Origin of the sequence: Bradyrhizobium sp. WBOS07, assembly GCF_024585165.1 — a bacterium.
Classification (GTDB): domain Bacteria; phylum Pseudomonadota; class Alphaproteobacteria; order Rhizobiales; family Xanthobacteraceae; genus Bradyrhizobium; species Bradyrhizobium japonicum_B.
This window is the reverse complement of record NZ_CP029008.1, coordinates 1,333,616-1,350,422: the sequence shown is the minus strand read 5'-3', so window position 1 is coordinate 1,350,422 and position 16,807 is coordinate 1,333,616. Positions and strand designations below refer to the sequence as shown.

15 protein-coding genes are annotated in these 16,807 nt (G+C 65.0%); 7 read left to right on the top strand and 8 right to left on the bottom strand.

The features are described from left to right. Positions 1-20: 20 nt before the first annotated feature. Positions 21-836 (top strand): exodeoxyribonuclease III, encoded by an 816-nt coding sequence (gene xth / locus DCM79_RS06350; protein ID WP_257179129.1) that lies wholly within the window; start codon positions 21-23, stop codon positions 834-836. 104 nt (positions 837-940) lie between these two features. Here the strand turns inward: xth and DCM79_RS06345 are convergent, their stop codons facing one another. Continuing rightward, positions 941-1,384, bottom strand: coding sequence for a cyclic nucleotide-binding domain-containing protein (locus DCM79_RS06345; protein ID WP_028133428.1), 444 nt, complete (start codon positions 1,382-1,384; stop codon positions 941-943). 58 nt (positions 1,385-1,442) lie between these two features. Beyond that, positions 1,443-2,129 carry a response regulator transcription factor gene (locus tag DCM79_RS06340; protein WP_007598630.1) on the bottom strand — a complete coding sequence of 229 codons (687 nt, stop codon included), beginning with the start codon at positions 2,127-2,129 and terminating at the stop codon, positions 1,443-1,445. 203 nt (positions 2,130-2,332) lie between these two features. Between DCM79_RS06340 and DCM79_RS06335 the strand changes: the two genes are divergently transcribed. Continuing rightward, the gene (locus tag DCM79_RS06335) at positions 2,333-2,902 is read left to right on the top strand and encodes a L,D-transpeptidase family protein (RefSeq protein WP_028133429.1); all 570 of its coding nucleotides are present in this window, start codon (positions 2,333-2,335) and stop codon (positions 2,900-2,902) included. 5 nt (positions 2,903-2,907) lie between these two features. Further along, positions 2,908-3,693 (top strand): 2-keto-4-pentenoate hydratase, encoded by a 786-nt coding sequence (locus tag DCM79_RS06330; protein ID WP_257179128.1) that lies wholly within the window; start codon positions 2,908-2,910, stop codon positions 3,691-3,693. Positions 3,694-3,832: 139 nt separating this feature from the next. Here the strand turns inward: DCM79_RS06330 and DCM79_RS06325 are convergent, their stop codons facing one another. Then, a complete protein-coding gene (locus DCM79_RS06325) occupies positions 3,833-4,522 on the bottom strand; it encodes a YggS family pyridoxal phosphate-dependent enzyme (protein WP_257179127.1) in 690 nt (229 codons plus the stop codon). Between the two features lie 108 nt (positions 4,523-4,630). On the opposite strand from DCM79_RS06325, the gene DCM79_RS06320 reads away from it, so the two are divergent. After that, entirely contained in the window at positions 4,631-6,334 is a 1,704-nt protein-coding gene (locus DCM79_RS06320) for a diguanylate cyclase domain-containing protein (protein WP_257179126.1), read from the top strand. Between the two features lie 10 nt (positions 6,335-6,344). Here the strand turns inward: DCM79_RS06320 and DCM79_RS06315 are convergent, their stop codons facing one another. After that, positions 6,345-7,391 (bottom strand): GGDEF domain-containing protein, encoded by a 1,047-nt coding sequence (locus DCM79_RS06315; RefSeq protein ID WP_257179125.1) that lies wholly within the window; start codon positions 7,389-7,391, stop codon positions 6,345-6,347. A gap of 191 nt (positions 7,392-7,582) precedes the next feature. On the opposite strand from DCM79_RS06315, the gene leuS reads away from it, so the two are divergent. The 3 genes from leuS to holA all read left to right on the top strand — a co-directional run bounded on the left by leuS (position 7,583) and on the right by holA (position 11,881). Then, complete coding sequence (gene leuS, locus DCM79_RS06310) at positions 7,583-10,207, top strand: leucine--tRNA ligase (protein ID WP_257179124.1); 2,625 nt, start codon at positions 7,583-7,585, stop codon at positions 10,205-10,207. After that, positions 10,194-10,745: an LPS assembly lipoprotein LptE gene (gene lptE, locus DCM79_RS06305; RefSeq protein ID WP_028133435.1), complete on the top strand. Its 552-nt coding sequence runs from the start codon at positions 10,194-10,196 to the stop codon at positions 10,743-10,745. The genes leuS and lptE overlap by 14 nt, the downstream gene beginning before the upstream one ends. Before the next feature lie 107 nt (positions 10,746-10,852). Next, positions 10,853-11,881, top strand: coding sequence for a DNA polymerase III subunit delta (holA, locus tag DCM79_RS06300; protein ID WP_257180708.1), 1,029 nt, complete (start codon positions 10,853-10,855; stop codon positions 11,879-11,881). 134 nt (positions 11,882-12,015) lie between these two features. Here holA and DCM79_RS06295 read toward each other — a convergent pair whose 3' ends face one another. The 4 genes from DCM79_RS06295 to mnmG all read right to left on the bottom strand — a co-directional run bounded on the left by DCM79_RS06295 (position 12,016) and on the right by mnmG (position 16,622). After that, on the bottom strand, positions 12,016-12,903 hold the full coding sequence (locus DCM79_RS06295) for a ParB/RepB/Spo0J family partition protein (RefSeq protein ID WP_257179123.1): 888 nt from the start codon (positions 12,901-12,903) through the stop codon (positions 12,016-12,018). Positions 12,904-13,050: 147 nt separating this feature from the next. Then, positions 13,051-13,917 carry a ParA family protein gene (locus DCM79_RS06290; RefSeq protein ID WP_028133438.1) on the bottom strand — a complete coding sequence of 289 codons (867 nt, stop codon included), beginning with the start codon at positions 13,915-13,917 and terminating at the stop codon, positions 13,051-13,053. Between the two features lie 30 nt (positions 13,918-13,947). Continuing rightward, complete coding sequence (gene rsmG / locus DCM79_RS06285) at positions 13,948-14,721, bottom strand: 16S rRNA (guanine(527)-N(7))-methyltransferase RsmG (protein WP_373568109.1); 774 nt, start codon at positions 14,719-14,721, stop codon at positions 13,948-13,950. A gap of 20 nt (positions 14,722-14,741) precedes the next feature. Then, positions 14,742-16,622, bottom strand: a complete 1,881-nt coding sequence (mnmG, locus tag DCM79_RS06280) for a tRNA uridine-5-carboxymethylaminomethyl(34) synthesis enzyme MnmG (protein ID WP_257179122.1) — start codon at positions 16,620-16,622, stop codon at positions 14,742-14,744. Between the last annotated feature and the right edge of the window lie 185 nt (positions 16,623-16,807).

The following is a 16,807-nucleotide window of genomic DNA, read 5'->3' as shown; positions in this document are numbered from 1 at the left end:
CTTGCTAAGACGCATTTCCCATGCGTCTTTCCCTGACAACCTGGAACATCAATTCGGTGCGGCTGCGCATCGATCTGGTCGCGAAATTCCTCAAGAGCGCGCGGCCGGACGTGCTGTGCCTGCAGGAGACCAAGTGCATCGACGACGCCTTTCCGCTGAAGCGCTTCAAACGACTCGGCTACGAGCACGTCGCGCTGAACGGACAGAAGGGCTATCACGGCGTCGCCATCGTCTCGAAGGTCCCGTTCGACTCGAAGGACATCCGCACCTTCTGCGACAAGGTGGATTCGCGTCATATCTCGGTGTCGTTCGGCGAGAAGGCCAATATCGCAAAGCCGCTGGTGCTGCATAATTTCTACGTGCCCGCCGGCGGTGACATCCCCGATCCCGCGCTGAACGAGAAGTTCGACCACAAGCTCCGCTTCCTCGACGAGATGAAAGCGTGCGAGCCGCTGCATCCGCGCGGGGAGGATCGCCACATCCTGGTCGGCGATCTCAACGTCGCCCCGCACGAGAACGACGTGTGGTCGCACAAGCAGCTCTTGAAGGTGGTCTCGCATACGCCGGTGGAAACCGAGAAGCTCAAGGCCGCGCTCGAAGCCGGCGAATGGGTCGACGTCGCGCGCGACCGCATTCCGATGTCGGAGAAAGTCTATACCTGGTGGAGCTACCGCTCGCCCGACTGGACCGTCGGCGACCGCGGCCGCAGGCTCGACCACATCTGGGTCTCGCGCGCGTTGAAGGACGCGGTCAGCGATTTCAAGATCCTGCGCGATGCGCGGAGCTGGGAGCGGCCGTCGGACCACGTGCCCGTGACGGTGACGCTGGAGGTTTGAGGTCCGGTAGCCCGGATGGAGCGCAGCGCAATCCGGGGCAGTCTTTCCGCACGCGAGAATCCCGGATTACGCTGCGCTCCATCCGGGCTACGAAGCTACCGCGCTCAGCTGGTCAGCTTCGCGCCAGCCATCAAGATGTCGCTGGCGATCTGGCTGGAGCGTACCGCGAATTCGTCGCGCAGGCGCACGGCGGCGGCGGGGTCGCTTTCGAGCACGCGCTGGAACAGGCTGCGGGCGACGCGGATGACGGAGGAATGCTCCAGCGCGATCGCGCTCGACGGCCGCTTCATCGGCACCACCAGCGCGAGCTCGCCGATCAGCGCGCCGGGACCAGCGATCATCTCGGCGCCGGCGCCGTCCTCGACCCGGAAGGCGCCGCGCTGGACCACGAAGCCGGCATCGGCGTCATCGCCGAGATTGAACAGGGTGTCGCCGCGGACGAAGTCACGCTGCTCGGAGCCGATCGCCAGCATGCGCAACGAGGCGTCGCCCAACAGGCGCAGTGTCGGGACCCGCTCGAGAAGCGCTACGTCGTCGTCGATCGACATTCAGATCCGAGGCTCAAGGGCATGCGATCTCAAGCGATTCGCACGCCCTTCGAGCGTATCACGGCACCAGCTTGTAGCCACCGGCTTCCGTCACCAGGATTTCCGGGTTGGCGGCATCCTTCTCGATCTTCTGGCGCAGGCGGTAGATGTGGGTCTCCAGCGTGTGGGTGGTGACGCCGGAATTATAGCCCCAGACCTCCTGGAGCAGGGTCTCGCGCGAGACCGGCATCTGGCCGGCCCGGTAGAGGAAGCGGAGGATGGCGGTTTCCTTCTCCGTCAGCCGCACCTTGCGCGCATTGGCCGCGGTGAGCATTTTCGAGCCGGGACGGAAGGAATAGGGGCCGACCGAGAACACCGCGTCCTCGCTGGCCTCGTGCTGGCGGAGCTGGGCGCGGATGCGGGCCAGCAGGACAGCGAAGCGGAAGGGCTTGGCCACATAATCGTTGGCGCCGGATTCCAGCCCCAAAATCGTATCGGAATCGGTGTCGTGCCCGGTCAGCATGATGATCGGGGCCTTGAAGCCGCCCTTGCGCAAGGAGCGGACCACCTCACGGCCGTCGGTGTCGGGCAGCCCGACATCCATCAGAACGAGATCGGGCGCATTGGCCTTGGCGGCGCTCGCGCCTTTCGCGCCGGTATCGACGGCGGAGGCTTCGAATTCTTCGTGTAGCGATAATTGCTCCACCAACGTATCGCGCAGATCGGTATCGTCATCCACGATGAGGATCTTGCGGGCATTGGCCATAGGGGGTCATCCTTTTGGGGTCCAGCTCGGCGCGCATCCATGCCGCACCCAGCCGTGAGGGGAAGTTTAGGGGTCGCTGTTGTTATTGTTGTTCGTGTTGAAGTAGTGGGCTGTCACCGATTCACAAGCCAGAACCACTCTAACCCAGAATAGCAGGGCGATTTGATGAATGTCCTGTAATGAATTCGACATTGCACGTTCACATGAAAAATAGAGCTGCTTCAGTCGGTTACACCATGAATCGAAGCGCCGGACCGCTTCGAACGATCCGCGTTAAGCCTGCTGCCGGCAATCCCAGGCGAGGCTGGCTGACGGCGGGATCGCTGACCATCCCGGTTGCGCTGGGGCGGGGCGGCATCCTCGCCAACAAGCGCGAGGGCGACGGCGGCACCCCCAGAGGCAGCTTCCGCCCCCGGCGATTGTGGTGGCGGGGCGACCGCCACAGCCGCCCGCAGAGCTTCCTGCCGGCCCGGATCATCACCGGCGAGGACGCCTGGTGCGAGGATCCCCGAGACCGCCATTACAACCAGGGGATCCGGCTGAGCGAGGGGCAGGGCGGCGACCGGCTCAAGCGCGCCGACCATCTCTATGACTTCATCGTCGAAATCGACCACAACACGCGGCCACGGATCGCCGGCCGTGGCAGCGCGGTATTCCTGCACTTGGCCCGCGACAATTTCGGCCCGACCGCGGGCTGCGTCTCGATGACGAAATCGGCGATGCTGCAATTGCTGCGGCGCCTGGGCCCGCGAACGAGAATCATCATCGGGTGAGACAGATGCTCGACAAGGATCAGATCGCGACGGCTTCGCGCATGCTCGTTCAGCATTGGCGCGACGGCACCAAGCTTGACGCGCTGGAGGTGGATTTGCAGCCGCAGAGCCGCACTGAGGGCTACGCCATCCAGGCTGCGCTCGAGACCCTGTCGCCTGGACAGCTGTTCGGCTGGAAGATCGCCGCCACCAGCATATCAGGACAGAAGCACATCAATGTCACGGGACCGCTGGCCGGCCGCATCATGAGCGACACGGTCATCGCCGACGGCGGGACCGCGTCGATGACGGGCAACGAGATGCGCGTCGGCGAGCCTGAATTCGCTTTCCGGATGGGACGCGATCTGCCCCCGCGCGCAGCGTCCTATACGATCGACGAGGTGCTGGCCGCCGTCGACAGCTTCCATCCCGCGATCGAGATTCCGGACTCGCGCTTTGCCGATTTCGTCCGAGCCGGCGAGGCGCAGCTGATCGCCGACAATGCCTGCGCGCATTTGTTCGTGCTCGGCGCGGCGACCGCTGCGAATTGGCGTGCGATGGATCTCGTCGAGGAGCGGCCAACGATCACGCTGCGCGGCGAGCGCTATGTCGGCCACGGCAGGAACGTGCTCGGCGATCCCCGCGCTGCACTCGCCTGGCTTGCCAATGAGCTCTCCGGGCTCGGCATCACCTTGCGGGCAGGGCAGGTGGTGACCACCGGCACCTGCCATCCGCCGCTGCCGATCGCGGCCGGCGATCATCTTGCCGTGGACTTCGGGGTACTGGGCAAGGTGTCGGTGGGGTTCGTGTAGTCAGCTCTGCCGTCATTGCGAGGAGCCCTTGCGACGAAGCAATCCAGACTACCTCCGCGGAAAGATCCTGGATTGCTTCGCTACGCTCGCAATGACGAACTCAAGAACTCGGTTGGGGCACGGCTTTCGCCAACGACTCTCACCGATGCCCGAAGATCGCGCTCCCGATCCGCACATGGGTGGCACCGAGCATGATCGCGGTGGCGAAATCGGCGCTCATGCCCATCGAGAGATTCGTCAATCCGTTGCGCGCGGCGATCTTGGCGGTCAGCGCGAAATGCGCCGCCGGCGGTTCATCGACCGGCGGGATGCACATCAACCCGGAGATCGTCAGCCCATAGGTGTCGCGGCAGCTGGCGAGGAAGGCGTCGGCCTCGCCTGGCGCGACGCCGGCCTTCTGCGGCTCTTCGCCGGTGTTGATCTGGACGAAGAGCTGCGGGTGCTTGTTCTGGGATTCGATTTCCTTGGCTAACGCTTGGCAAATGCTCGGACGGTCCACCGAGTGGATGGCATCGAACAACGCGACCGCCTCTTTCGCCTTGTTGGATTGCAGCGGTCCGATCAGATGCAGCGCGATGCCGGGGTAAACAGATGTTAATGCGGGCCACTTGCCTTTGGCCTCCTGCACCCGATTCTCGCCGAATACGCGCTGTCCGGCCTCGATGACCGGGACAATGGCATCCGCGGCGAAAGTCTTGGACACGGCAATCAGCGTCACGGAGGCGCGATCACGCCGCGCATCCTTGCAGGCGCGGGCGATTTCCGCTTCGACCGCGGCGAGCGCGTTTGGTGAATGGCCGGTTACCGGCGCGGCGTTGGCTTCTGTCATGACGTCGATTGGCTATGGTTCTAACCGAGGTAAGTCCAATTTTACCGAGTTCAAGAAAGAGTTTTTGAACCCTTCGCTTTACCTTGCCCTGCGGGGTGGGTAACGAAGATGACAAGCATTAGTCTCAACCGCAAGCGAGCGAAACTCAAGCAGGTTCTCGGAATCCGGGCGCGGCTTGCGCTGCTCGCGGTGATCCTGGTGGCGCCCTTGATGTTCGAGCGGATCCGCTCGCTCGAAGACACCCGCGCGCGGCAGATCGCGCAGGCCACGGTTGAATTCACCACCATCGCAAGACACAGCGCCGACGCGCAACGCGAGGTGATCTCCTCGGTCGAGACCATCCTGAAAGCGGAAGCTTTCATCCGCGCCTCCGCCGGCGGCATCAGCAAGAGCTGCGACGTGCTGCGCGCAAGCCTGCCGTCGAATCTGCCGTGGATCCGCACGCTCATGATCGCGGGCCAGGACGGACGCATCCAATGCGCCACCAACAACACCTATGTCGGCCTCGACCTCAGCGACCGGCCCTATTTTCAGCAGGCCCAGGAGAGCGGCCGCTTCGTGCTGAGCGATTTCATCCTGTCGCGGCCGGTCCAGACGCCGACCGTCATGGCAGTCTACCCGGTGTCCGTGTTCAGCGGTGTCGCCGACGCCGTCGTGCTCGCCACGGTCAACCTCGACTGGATGTCGAAGGTGATGAACAACCTCGGCAGCCGCGCCGGCATCACCGCCGTGCTGGTCGACAGCGCAGGCACCGTGCTGGCCGCGCCGGCGGATCAGCACGGCGTGATCGGCCGTCCCCTCGACAGGATGCCGCTGATGGCGGCCATCGCCGACCGGGCGCTGCGGTCGGACCAGGACGAGGGCTCACTGTCCTTCCTCGCCGCCGACGGCTCGCGCCGCGCGGTCAGCTACATCCGAATCGCCGGCACCAACGCGCGCCTGATCGCCAGCATCGACGAAGACAAGGTCTCCGCGGCGGTCAGCCGCGACATCCGCACCGCCTATCTCCAGCTCGCTTTCGTCGTCGTGTTCGTCCTGCTCGGTGCGCTGATCGCTGCCGAAAAGCTCGTCATCAAGCCGATCGAGATGCTGGTCGACATGGCCAAGCGCCTCGGCGAGGGCGATCTATCGGCCCGCGCGGCGCGCAATCGCCTGCCGGCCGAGTTCGTGCCGCTGGCCCGCGCCTTCAACGCGATGGCCGCGCAACTGAGCCAGCGCGAACGCGAGCTGATCGCGAGCAACGACCGGCTGACGGTGATGGCCTCGATCGACATGCTGTCCGGCCTCGCCAACCGCCGCGGCTTCCAGAGCCGGCTCGACTTCGAATGGATGCGCGCGCAGCAATATGGCAGCGACCTCGCGCTGCTGATGATCGACGTCGATCATTTCAAGCTGTTCAACGACACCTATGGTCATCTCGAAGGCGATTCCTGCCTGACCAGGCTCGGCGAATCGCTGTCCGGCATCGCCGCCGACACGATGGGCTTCGCGGCACGCTATGGCGGCGAGGAATTCTGCCTGTTGCTGCCGAACACCGATGTGACTCGCGCCGTGGCGATCGGCGAACAGGTGCGCGCGACGGTGCTGAAGCTGTGCCTGCCGCACATCACCTCGGCCCATATGATCGTCACCGTCTCGATCGGCGTTGCCGCGACAAAGCCGAACGAAAGCCTGCGTCCCGGCGACCTGATCGAAGCCGCCGACGCCGCGCTCTATGCCGCCAAGCACCGCGGCCGCAACAATGTCGTCGAGCACGGCATCCAGGCGATCGAGAGCGGCACGCCTGACATGATGATGGCGGCCAGCGCCTAGCGGGCGGTTGCTACTGGCCAGCGCCCGTGCGATCGAGCTCGGCTTCCGTCACCACGCGGTTGCGACCGCTGCCCTTGGCGAGATAGAGTGCGCGGTCGCAGCGCTCGATGAGATCGGTGATCGCTTCGCCGGGCCGGTACTGCGCCACGCCGATCGACACGCTGATATTGGGCAGGGTCTCGCCGGTCGAGCGGCGCGTGATCGTGCATTCGGCGAGTGCGCGCCTGATGCGCTCGGCGATCTCGGCGCAATCGGCGAGATCGGCGGCCGGCAGCACCGCGATCAGCTCTTCGCCGCCGTAGCGGGCCGGCAGATCCTGCGGGCGAACCTTCTCGCGCAACACCTTCGCCATCAGGCGCAGCACCTGGTCGCCAACGCCGTGGCCGAAATTGTCGTTGAAAGACTTGAAGTGGTCGATGTCGAGCATCAGCACGCTGAGCGGCTCGCCCCAATCCGCAGTCGCCTGCGCCTTGCGCAGGAATTCGTCGAGCGCCCGCCGATTCGCGAGGCCCGTCAGCGTGTCGGTCCGCGCGCGCTGCTCGGACCTCGTGAGCGAATCCCTGATTTGGTCGAGCTCGCGGGTCTTCTCCGCAAAGCCGGCCTCGAGCTGGGTCGCCTTCGTGGCGGCCCGGGCCAGCTCATTCAAGAGCTGGGCGACCAGCGCCTTCGGATCGACGCCGGCCTTGCCCTGGTCCGCCACCTCGCTGATGACCCGCATCTGCGAGTGATTGTCGGCGATCGCGGTCGCCAGGAATTCCCTCGCCGTACCCATGAGCCCATGCAGCCGCTCGGAGGTGTCGACGGCGATGGCACTCACCTGGGGTGCGACATAGGTCTCGAACAGGTCCTGATTGGTTCGGGCATCGAACGGACGATTGTGGTCGATCAAAAGATCGATCGCGTTGCGCAGATCGTCGTGGCTGCCCGCGAAATATTGGTACCAGACCGCAAAATTAGCCGGCGTCGGCGCAATCCGCTGTTCAGCCATGCTGCGCATCGCCCGTCCGGCGATGGAGGCGGCATAATCGTAATCGGGATCGTCGAAGCTTGAATCCATCGCTCTCATGCGGTCCTGTCAGGCCGCAAATTGGCATCGAGCCCTTAATCGCGCCCCAACATCGGCCCTCGTAGTTATGCGGAGGAGCGGACAAAGTTCCAGATCGCGGCAACCCATTGACCCCCCGAGGTCTTCTATGGCCTAGTCCGCCGTCTTGAGACGGCCGGACCCACAAAAACCCCAACGATTCCATGACCTCCGAACGCTATAACGCCCGCGACGCCGAACCGCGCTGGCAACGCCTCTGGGACGAGCAGGCGATCTTCGTCTCCAAGAACGATGATTCGCGACCGAAATATTATGTGCTCGAGATGTTCCCCTACCCGTCCGGGCGCATCCATATCGGCCATGTCCGGAATTACACGCTCGGCGACGTGCTGGCCCGCTTCATGCGCGCCAAGGGGTTCAACGTGCTGCACCCGATGGGTTGGGACGCGTTCGGGCTGCCGGCCGAGAATGCCGCGATCGAACGCAAGGTCGCGCCCAAGGCCTGGACCTACGACAACATCGCCGCGATGAAGAAGCAGCTCCGCTCGATCGGGCTGTCGCTGGACTGGAGCCGCGAATTCGCGACCTGTGACCCCAGCTATTACAAGCACCAGCAGAAGATGTTTCTGGACATGCTCGCCGCCGGCCTCGCCGAGCGCGAGAAGCGCAAGCTGAACTGGGATCCGGTCGACATGACCGTGCTCGCCAACGAGCAGGTCATCGATGGCCGCGGCTGGCGCTCAGGTGCGATCGTCGAGCAGCGCGAGATGAGCCAGTGGGTCTTCAAGATCACGAAGTACTCGCAGGAATTGCTGTCGGCACTGGATGGTCTGGACCGCTGGCCCGACAAGGTGCGCCTGATGCAGCGCAACTGGATCGGTCGCTCCGAGGGCCTCTTGATCCGTTTCGCGCTGGACGCAGCGACGACGCCCGCCGGCGAAACCGAGCTGAAGATCTTCACCACGCGCCCCGACACGCTGTTCGGCGCAAAATTCATGGCGATCTCGGCGGATCATCCGCTGGCGCAGGCGGCGGCGGCGAAAAACCCTGAACTCGCCGAGTTCATCTCCGACATCAAGAAAATCGGCACTGCACAGTCGATCATCGACACCGCGGAGAAGCAGGGTTTCGACACCGGCATCCGCGCGGTGCATCCGTTCGATCCCTCCTGGAAGCTGCCGGTCTATGTCGCCAATTTCGTGCTGATGGAATACGGCACCGGCGCCATCTTCGGCTGCCCGGCGCACGACCAGCGCGACCTCGATTTCGTCAACAAGTACAGTCTCGGCAACACACCCGTGGTGTGTCCGGAGGGCCAGGACCCGAAATCGTTCGTCATCACCGACACCGCCTATGACGGCGACGGCCGCATGATCAATTCGCGCTTCCTCGACGGCATGACGATCGATGCAGCGAAGGAGGAGGTCGCAAAGCGGTTGGAGGGCGAGCTGCGCGGCAACGCGCCGGTCGGCGAGCGGCAGGTCAATTTCCGTCTGCGCGACTGGGGCATTTCGCGCCAGCGTTATTGGGGCTGCCCGATCCCCGTCATCCACTGCCCCAAGTGCGACGTGGTGCCTGTGCCGGATGCCGATCTGCCGGTGGTGCTGCCGGAGGATGTGAGCTTCGACAAGCCCGGCAACGCGCTCGATCACCACCCGTCCTGGAAGCACGTCACCTGCCCCAAATGCGGCGGCAAAGCCCAGCGCGAAACCGACACCATGGACACCTTCGTGGATTCGTCCTGGTATTTTGCGCGCTTCACCGATCCCTGGAACGAGAACGCGCCGACCACGCCCGCGGTCGCCAACCGGATGCTGCCGGTCGACCAGTATATCGGCGGCGTCGAGCACGCCATTCTGCATCTGCTCTACAGCCGCTTCTTCACCCGTGCCATGAAGGCGACCGGGCACATCGCGCTGGACGAGCCGTTCGCCGGCATGTTCACGCAAGGCATGGTGGTGCACGAGACCTACCAGAAGGCCGACGGTACCTATGTGCAGCCGGCCGACGTGAAGGTCGAGGTTGGCGGCAATGGGCGCCGCGCGACCCTGCTCAGCACGGGCGAGGACATCACGATCGGCCCGATCGAGAAGATGTCGAAGTCGAAGAAGAACACGGTCGACCCCGACGACATCATCGAGACCTACGGCGCCGACGTCGCCCGCTGGTTCATGTTGTCGGACTCCCCGCCCGACCGCGACGTGATCTGGAGCGACGAGCGCGTCCAGGGCGCCTCGCGCTTCGTGCAGCGGCTGTGGCGGCTGGTGAACGATTCCGTCGCGCCCGGCAAAGGCGCGCCGGCGGCCCGGCCGGCCAGCTTCGGCCCGGATGCCACCCTCTTGCGCAAGGCCGCCCATGGTGCGCTGGACAAGGTGACCACCGGGATCGAGCGGCTGCACTTCAACGTCTGCCTCGCCCATATCCGCGAATTCGCCAATACCTTCTCGGAGATCCTGCAGCGCCCCGGCCAGCCGTCCGCTGACCTCGCCTGGGCGATCCGGGAAGCCGGCCAGATCCTGGTCCAGCTGTTCTCCCCGATGATGCCGCACCTCGCCGAGGAGTGCTGGCAGGTTCTGGGCCAGAGCGGGCTGGTTTCCGAGGCCAATTGGCCCCAAATCGAACGCGATTTGCTGGTTGAGGACAGCGTGACCCTGGTGGTCCAGGTCAATGGCAAGAAGCGGGGTGAGGTCACAGTTGCAACAGCGGCCCAGAATCCGGAAATCGAGGCTGCCGTTTTGGCCCTCGATGCGGTAAAGCTGGCCCTGGACGGCAAGCCCGTCCGCAAGGTGATCATCGTCCCCAAGAGGATCGTAAATGTTGTCGGCTAGGATCCGCATCGCAGCCCGCTTGCTGGCGGTCGCCGCCCTGGCCGCGTTGACGGCCGGCTGCTTCCAGCCGATGTATGCCGAACGAAACGACGGCACCCCCGGCCTGCGCGAGAAGCTGATGGGCATCGAGCTGCCGCCGATCATCAAGCCCAATGCCTCCCGCGAGGCCCGCGTCGGCGTCGAGATCCGCAACGCGCTCGCCTTCAAGCTCTACGGCTCCGCGACGGGCATGCCGCCGACCCACCGGCTGGACATCCGCTTCACCACCAGCCGCTCCTCGCTGATCGTCAGCACCATGACGGGATTGCCGACCAGCGAAAATCTCGGCATCGACGCCCAGTACAATCTGGTCGACGTCGTAACCGGCAAGTCCGTCGTGTCCGGCTCGACCTTCTCGCGCGTGTCCTATGACATGCCGGGGTCCTATCAGCGCTTCTCCCGCACCCGCGCAGTGCGCGATGCGGAGGACCGGGCCGCCAACGAGATTGCCGAGAACATCACGACCCGGCTCGCCTCGTTCTTTACCGCGGGCACGTAATACCCTTGCGTCATTCCGGGGCACGCGCAGCGTGAACCCGGAATCTCGATCCCAAACCTCTGGATTCCGGGTTCGCGCTGTGCGCGCCCGGAATGACAATCTGGACCATGGTCGCGCTGCGCGGAAAAGAGATCGACAGCTTCCTGGCCCGCCCCGATGCGGGCCGTCCGATCATCCTGCTCTACGGTCCCGACGCCGGCCTGGTGCGCGAGCGCGCCGATGCGTTGATCGCATCGGCGGTCGATGATCCCAACGATCCGTTCTCGCTGGTCAGGCTCGATGGCGACGAGCTTTCCGCCGAACCCTCGCGCCTCGTCGACGAGGCGATGACGGTGCCGCTGTTCGGCGGCCGCCGCGCCATTCGCGTTCGCGCCGGCTCGCGCAGCTTTGCCGGCGGCATCGACACCCTGGCCGAGATGAACGTGAAGGATTGCCGCATCGTGATCGAGGCCGGCGAGCTCCGTCCGGAATCGCCGCTGCGCAAGGCCTGCGAGCGCGCCAAGACGGCTGTGGCGATCGGCTGCTATCCCGACACCGAGCGCGACCTCGCCAAGTTGATGGACGACGAGCTGCGCATCGCCAATCTGCGTATCGCGCAGGACGCCCGCGCGGCGCTGATGTCGTTCCTGGGCGGAGACCGCCAGGCCTCGCGCAACGAGCTGCGCAAACTCACCCTCTATGCCCACGGCAAGGGTGAGGTCACGCTGGACGACGTGATGGCCGTGGTCGCCGACGCCTCCGAGCTGAAGCTCGACCCGATCGTCGACGGCGCCTTTGCCGGGCGGCCCGACATCGTCGAGACCGAGTTCGCAAAAGCCATGATCGCGGGCACCTATCCCGGCGTGATCATCTCCGCCGCGCAGCGCCAGGCTGCGTGGTTGCACAAATCCGCGCTCGCCATCGCCGACGGCCAGCCTGCCTCCGCCGTGCTCGATGGCGGCTTTCCGCGCCTGCATTTCTCACGAAAGCCCGCGGTCGAAACGGCGCTGCGCAACTTCAGCGTGACGAAGCTCGCCGCCGTCATCGAGCAGCTCGCGACCGCGGCGCTCGACACCCGCAAGCAATCGACACTCGCCGCCGCCATCGCCCAGCGCACGCTGATGGCGATCGCCGCGAACGCGAAGCGGCGGGGCTGAGCCGAACTCTCTCCACGTCATTGCGAGCGCAGCGAAGCAAGTGGGCAATCCGTCATCCTTCGAGGGCCGCTGAAGAAGCGGCCACCTCAGGGTGACGCGAGAGAAATCAGTGCCCGCGCCACGACACAGCGGAGTTACAGCGCGCCCTTGGCCAGCCGCTTCATCACCTCGTCGAGCTGATCGAGGTTGCGATAGTTGATCTGGACCGAGCCGCCGGGGTCGCGGTGGTTGACGGTGACCTTGAGGCCGAGCGCATCGCTGACGCGCTTCTCCAGATCGATCGTGTCGGGGTCCTTTTCCTTCCCCCCGGTCGCGCGCGCCTTTTGCGGCTTGCGTTCCGGCACGCCCTCTTCATGTGCCAGCGCCTCGGCCTGGCGGACGTTGAGGCCCTCCTCGACGATGCGCTTGGCGGCGGCGAGCGGATCGGGAACGCCGATCAGCGCGCGGGCGTGGCCGGCGGTCAGCTCGCCGGTCGCGATGAAAGCCTGCACCTCGGCCGGCAGCTTGGTCAGCCGCATCATGTTGGCGACGTGGCTGCGGCTCTTGCCGACGACCTTCGCGATGTCTTCCTGGCTGCGTTTGAACTCGTTGGCGAGCGCGTGATAGCCCTGCGCCTCCTCCATCGGGTTGAGGTCCTCGCGCTGCACGTTCTCGACGATCGCGAACTCGAGCGCATCGCTGTCGCTGATGTCAACCGGGACGATCGGCACCTCATGCAGGCCGGCCATCTGCGAAGCGCGCCAGCGCCGTTCGCCAGCGATGATCTCGTAGCGGTCCTGCGCGCCCTTCACGGGACGCACCACGATCGGCTGGATCACGCCATGCTGCTTGATGGACTCGCTCAGCTCCTTCAGCTCGGCGTCCGAAAAGGTGCGGCGCGGATTGCGCGGATTGGCCTTGATGAACTCAATCGGCACCTTGCGCTGCGCGCGCGGACGGTCGACATGCTGAGCCTCGCCGCCAACGTCACCGATCAGACTTGCAAGTCCCCGGCCCAGTCGCGAACGCGCTTCATCGGCCATCGCCAGCTCCCTTGGATTCACGGTGCAGCACTCCAGAACTGAATTTCGAATCGTAGGTGGGTTAGCGAAGCGTAACCCACCTCTTCTGTTTCCGCGGAGATAGACAGTGGTGGGTTACGCCTTCGGCTAACCCACCCTACGGCAACGTCAATGCGTCGTGCGCAGTTCGCGCTCTCGCTGGATCACTTCGGTCGCGAGCCGCAAGTAGGCTTCGCTGCCGACGCATTTGAGATCGTAGACCAGCACCGGCTTGCCGTAGGACGGCGCTTCCGAGATGCGCACGTTGCGCGGGATCATCGTCTTGTAGACCTTCTCGCCCATGAACTGGCGGACGTCGGCGACGACCTGGTTGGAGAGGTTGTTGCGCGAGTCGAACATGGTCAGCACGATGCCGTGGATCGACAGGTTCGGATTGAGCGTCGAGCGCACCTGCTCGACGGTCTGCAGCAATTGCGACAGACCTTCGAGCGCGAAGAACTCGCACTGCAGCGGCACCAGGATCGCGTCGGACGCCGCCATCGCGTTCACCGTGAGCAGATTCAGCGAAGGCGGGCAGTCGATCAGCACATAGGTGTAGTCGGCGTCCGGCGAGACGTTGTTGTTGAGCGCGCCGATGGCGTCGCGCAGCTTGAAGGCACGGCCGGGCGTGGTGCCGAGCTCGAGCTCGAGACCGGAGAGATCCATGGTCGAGGGCGCGATGTGCAGCCGCGGCACCGCAGTCGAGACCACGGCTTCGCGCAGGGCAGCTTCGCCGACCAGCACGTCGTAGGTCGAGCAGGAGCGGTTGCGGCGGTCGATGCCGAGGCCGGTTGAGGCGTTGCCCTGGGGATCGAGATCGACGATCAGGACACGTTCGCCGATCGCTGCGAGCGCGGTGCCAAGATTGATCGCTGTGGTTGTCTTTCCCACGCCGCCCTTCTGATTCGCCAGCGCCAGGATGCGCGGATGGCCATGCGGCACCTCCGCGGTGGGCTCTTGCGTCTTGTCCTGCTGCGGCTCGTCAATCACGGTCATCGAAATTTCCCCACTCAACCCCTGAGCGCCTCAGCTGCGCCGTTCGGCGGCATTGAGCTCCACGATCCAGCCGTCGCCCGTGCGGCTCTGGTGCAGCTGAGGCTCAATATTCCAATATTTAGCGGCTTCGGTCAATTCAGCCTCTACATCTTGGCCCTTGAGAAACAGCGCCTTCGCGCCCTGGCGCATCAGCGGCTCCGCAAAGCCGATGAGTTGGTGTAGCGGAGCCAGCGCACGCGCGGTCACGCAATCGACCGGGCCGGTGATTCTATCCACATTATCCCCGATCTCAGCGAGATGTACGACTCCCGGCGATGTGGTGATGCGAACGGCTTCGCGCAGGAATGCCGCCTTCTTGGCGATCCGCTCGACGAGATGGACGCTGGCACCCGGGATCCCCGCCATGGCGCAGGCCAGGACGACACCGGGAAAGCCGCCGCCGCTGCCGAGGTCAGCCCAACGTCTTGCCGTGGGCGCGAGGTCGATGAGCTGGAGCGAGTCGGCGATGTGCCGGGTCCAAAGATGCGGCAGGGTCGAGGGCGCGACCAGATTGGTCTTGGCCTGCCACTCCCGCAGCAGCGCGATGTAGCGATCGAGCCGCGCTTCCGTTTCATGTGAAACAGGCGCGAGCTTCAGTGCTGCGCGCTTGTCAGCGGCGATGATGGAATCCAGCGTCTCATCGTTGGCGCTGGCCTTGTCGATTTTCGGTTTGGCCGGCGCGGGATCTGATCGGCGGCCCGCGCCCTGACCCGTAGCGGGTCGTCGTGATAGCGGTCTGTCGCCGCCCGGTCCGCGCTGTTTCACGTGAAACGCCTGCGATTGGCTTATGCGATGGCTCTGGAGCTCTTCCGTCCCTCACGGCGGAGATAGGCCGCGAGGATGCCGAGCGCCGCCGGTGTCATGCCGTCGATCCGGCCCGCCTGGCCGACGGTGAATGGCCGCGCCTTCTCCAGCTTGGCCCGCACCTCGTTGGAAAGACCTGGGACGAGACTGTAATCGACTTCTGACAGCACCATCCCCTCGTCGCGCCGGAAGGCCTCGACGTCGGCGCTCTGGCGCTCGAGATAGACGTCGTACTTGGCGTCGATCTCGAGATGGGTCGCGATAACAGGATCGATCCCCGCCAGCTCCGGCCAGATCGCCCGGACCTGGCTCCAGCCGATCTCCGGATAGGCCATCAGCTCGAAGGCCGACCGGCGCTGGCCGTCCCGGTTCAGGGACAATCCGTGCTTGATCGCCTCGTTTGGGGTGATCGTCAGCGACTTCGACAGCATCCGGGCCGCATTCAGGGCGTCCATCTTGGCGCGGTGGTGCAGGGTCCGGGCGTTTCCGACACATCCGAGCGCAATGCCCTTCTCGGTCAGACGCTGATCCGCATTGTCAGCCCGCAGCGTGAGCCGGTACTCGGCCCGCGAGGTGAACATCCGATACGGCTCGCTGATCCCGCGGGTGACGAGATCATCGATCATGACACCGAGATAGCCGTCGGCCCGGTCGAACACCGTCAGGGCCGCCCCGCTCGCAGCAAGCGCCGCGTTCAGGCCGGCAACGATGCCCTGCCCGGCGGCCTCTTCATATCCGGTGGTGCCGTTGATCTGCCCGGCCAGGAACAGACCGCGCAGGCGCTTGGTCTGCAGGGTCGGATCGAGCTCGCGGGGGTCGATGTGGTCGTACTCGATGGCATAGCCCGGACGCACCATCTTGACTCGCTCCAGGCCAGGGATGCTGGCGAGGATCGCGAGCTGGACCTCCTCGGGAAGCGAGGTCGAGATGCCGTTGGGATAGACCGTGCTGTCGTCGAGCCCTTCCGGCTCCAGGAAGATCTGGTGGCCGTCGCGGTCGCCGAAGCGGACGATCTTGTCCTCGATCGATGGGCAATAGCGCGGTCCGGAGCTCTTGATCTGGCCGGAGTACATCGGCGAGCGATGGACATTGGCCCGGATCACGTCATGCGTTGCCGCATTGGTCCGGGTGATCCCGCACTGGATCTGCGGGGTCGTGATCCGCTCGGTCATGACCGAGAATGGCTCCGGCGGCTCGTCTCCGGGCTGCATCTCGACTGCGGCCCAGTCGATCGTGCTGCCGTCCAGACGCGGCGGCGTGCCGGTCTTGAGCCGTCCCAAGGTGAAGCCGGCGCGCTCAAACGAGGCGGAAAGACCCATGGCGGGGGCCTCGCCGACACGGCCGGCAGGCCAATTCTTCTCGCCGAGGTGAATGAGACCGCGCAGGAACGTGCCGGTGGTGACCACCACGGCCCCTGCCCGAAGCTCGCGGCCATCGGCCAAACGCAGACCGGTGATCCGCCCCTCTGCCACGATCAGTTCATCCGCCTCGCCTTCGATGACGGACAGTCCCTCTGTCTCACGGATCGCGGCCTGCATCGCGGCCGCATAGAGCTTCCGGTCGGCCTGGGCCCGGGGACCACGGACAGCCGGACCTTTGCGACGATTGAGCACGCGAAACTGGATGCCGCCGGCGTCGCCGACGCGGCCCATCAGACCATCGAGCGCATCGATCTCGCGTACCAGATGGCCCTTGCCGAGACCGCCGATGGCGGGATTGCAGGACATGGCGCCGACGGTTGAGAAGCGGTGCGTGACCAGGGCGGTCGTCGCACCCATCCGGGCGGACGCGGCGGCGGCTTCACAGCCGGCATGGCCGCCGCCAATCACGATGACGTCGAAGCTCTCTCGCTCTGTTCGCATGGGCGGACTTTCTAGCTCAGAGGCGGGAAAGCCGAAAGCGGAAACTGAGAGGGAGGTGTTTCACGTGAAACGGCGGGAGCTGAAACCAATTTTGCGAAAACAACCCCATGCACAGTAGAATGGGCATTGTTGCGACTGTAGTTTTCAAGGCGCCGGAAAGCCGGCCGGTAACGTTTCACGTGAAA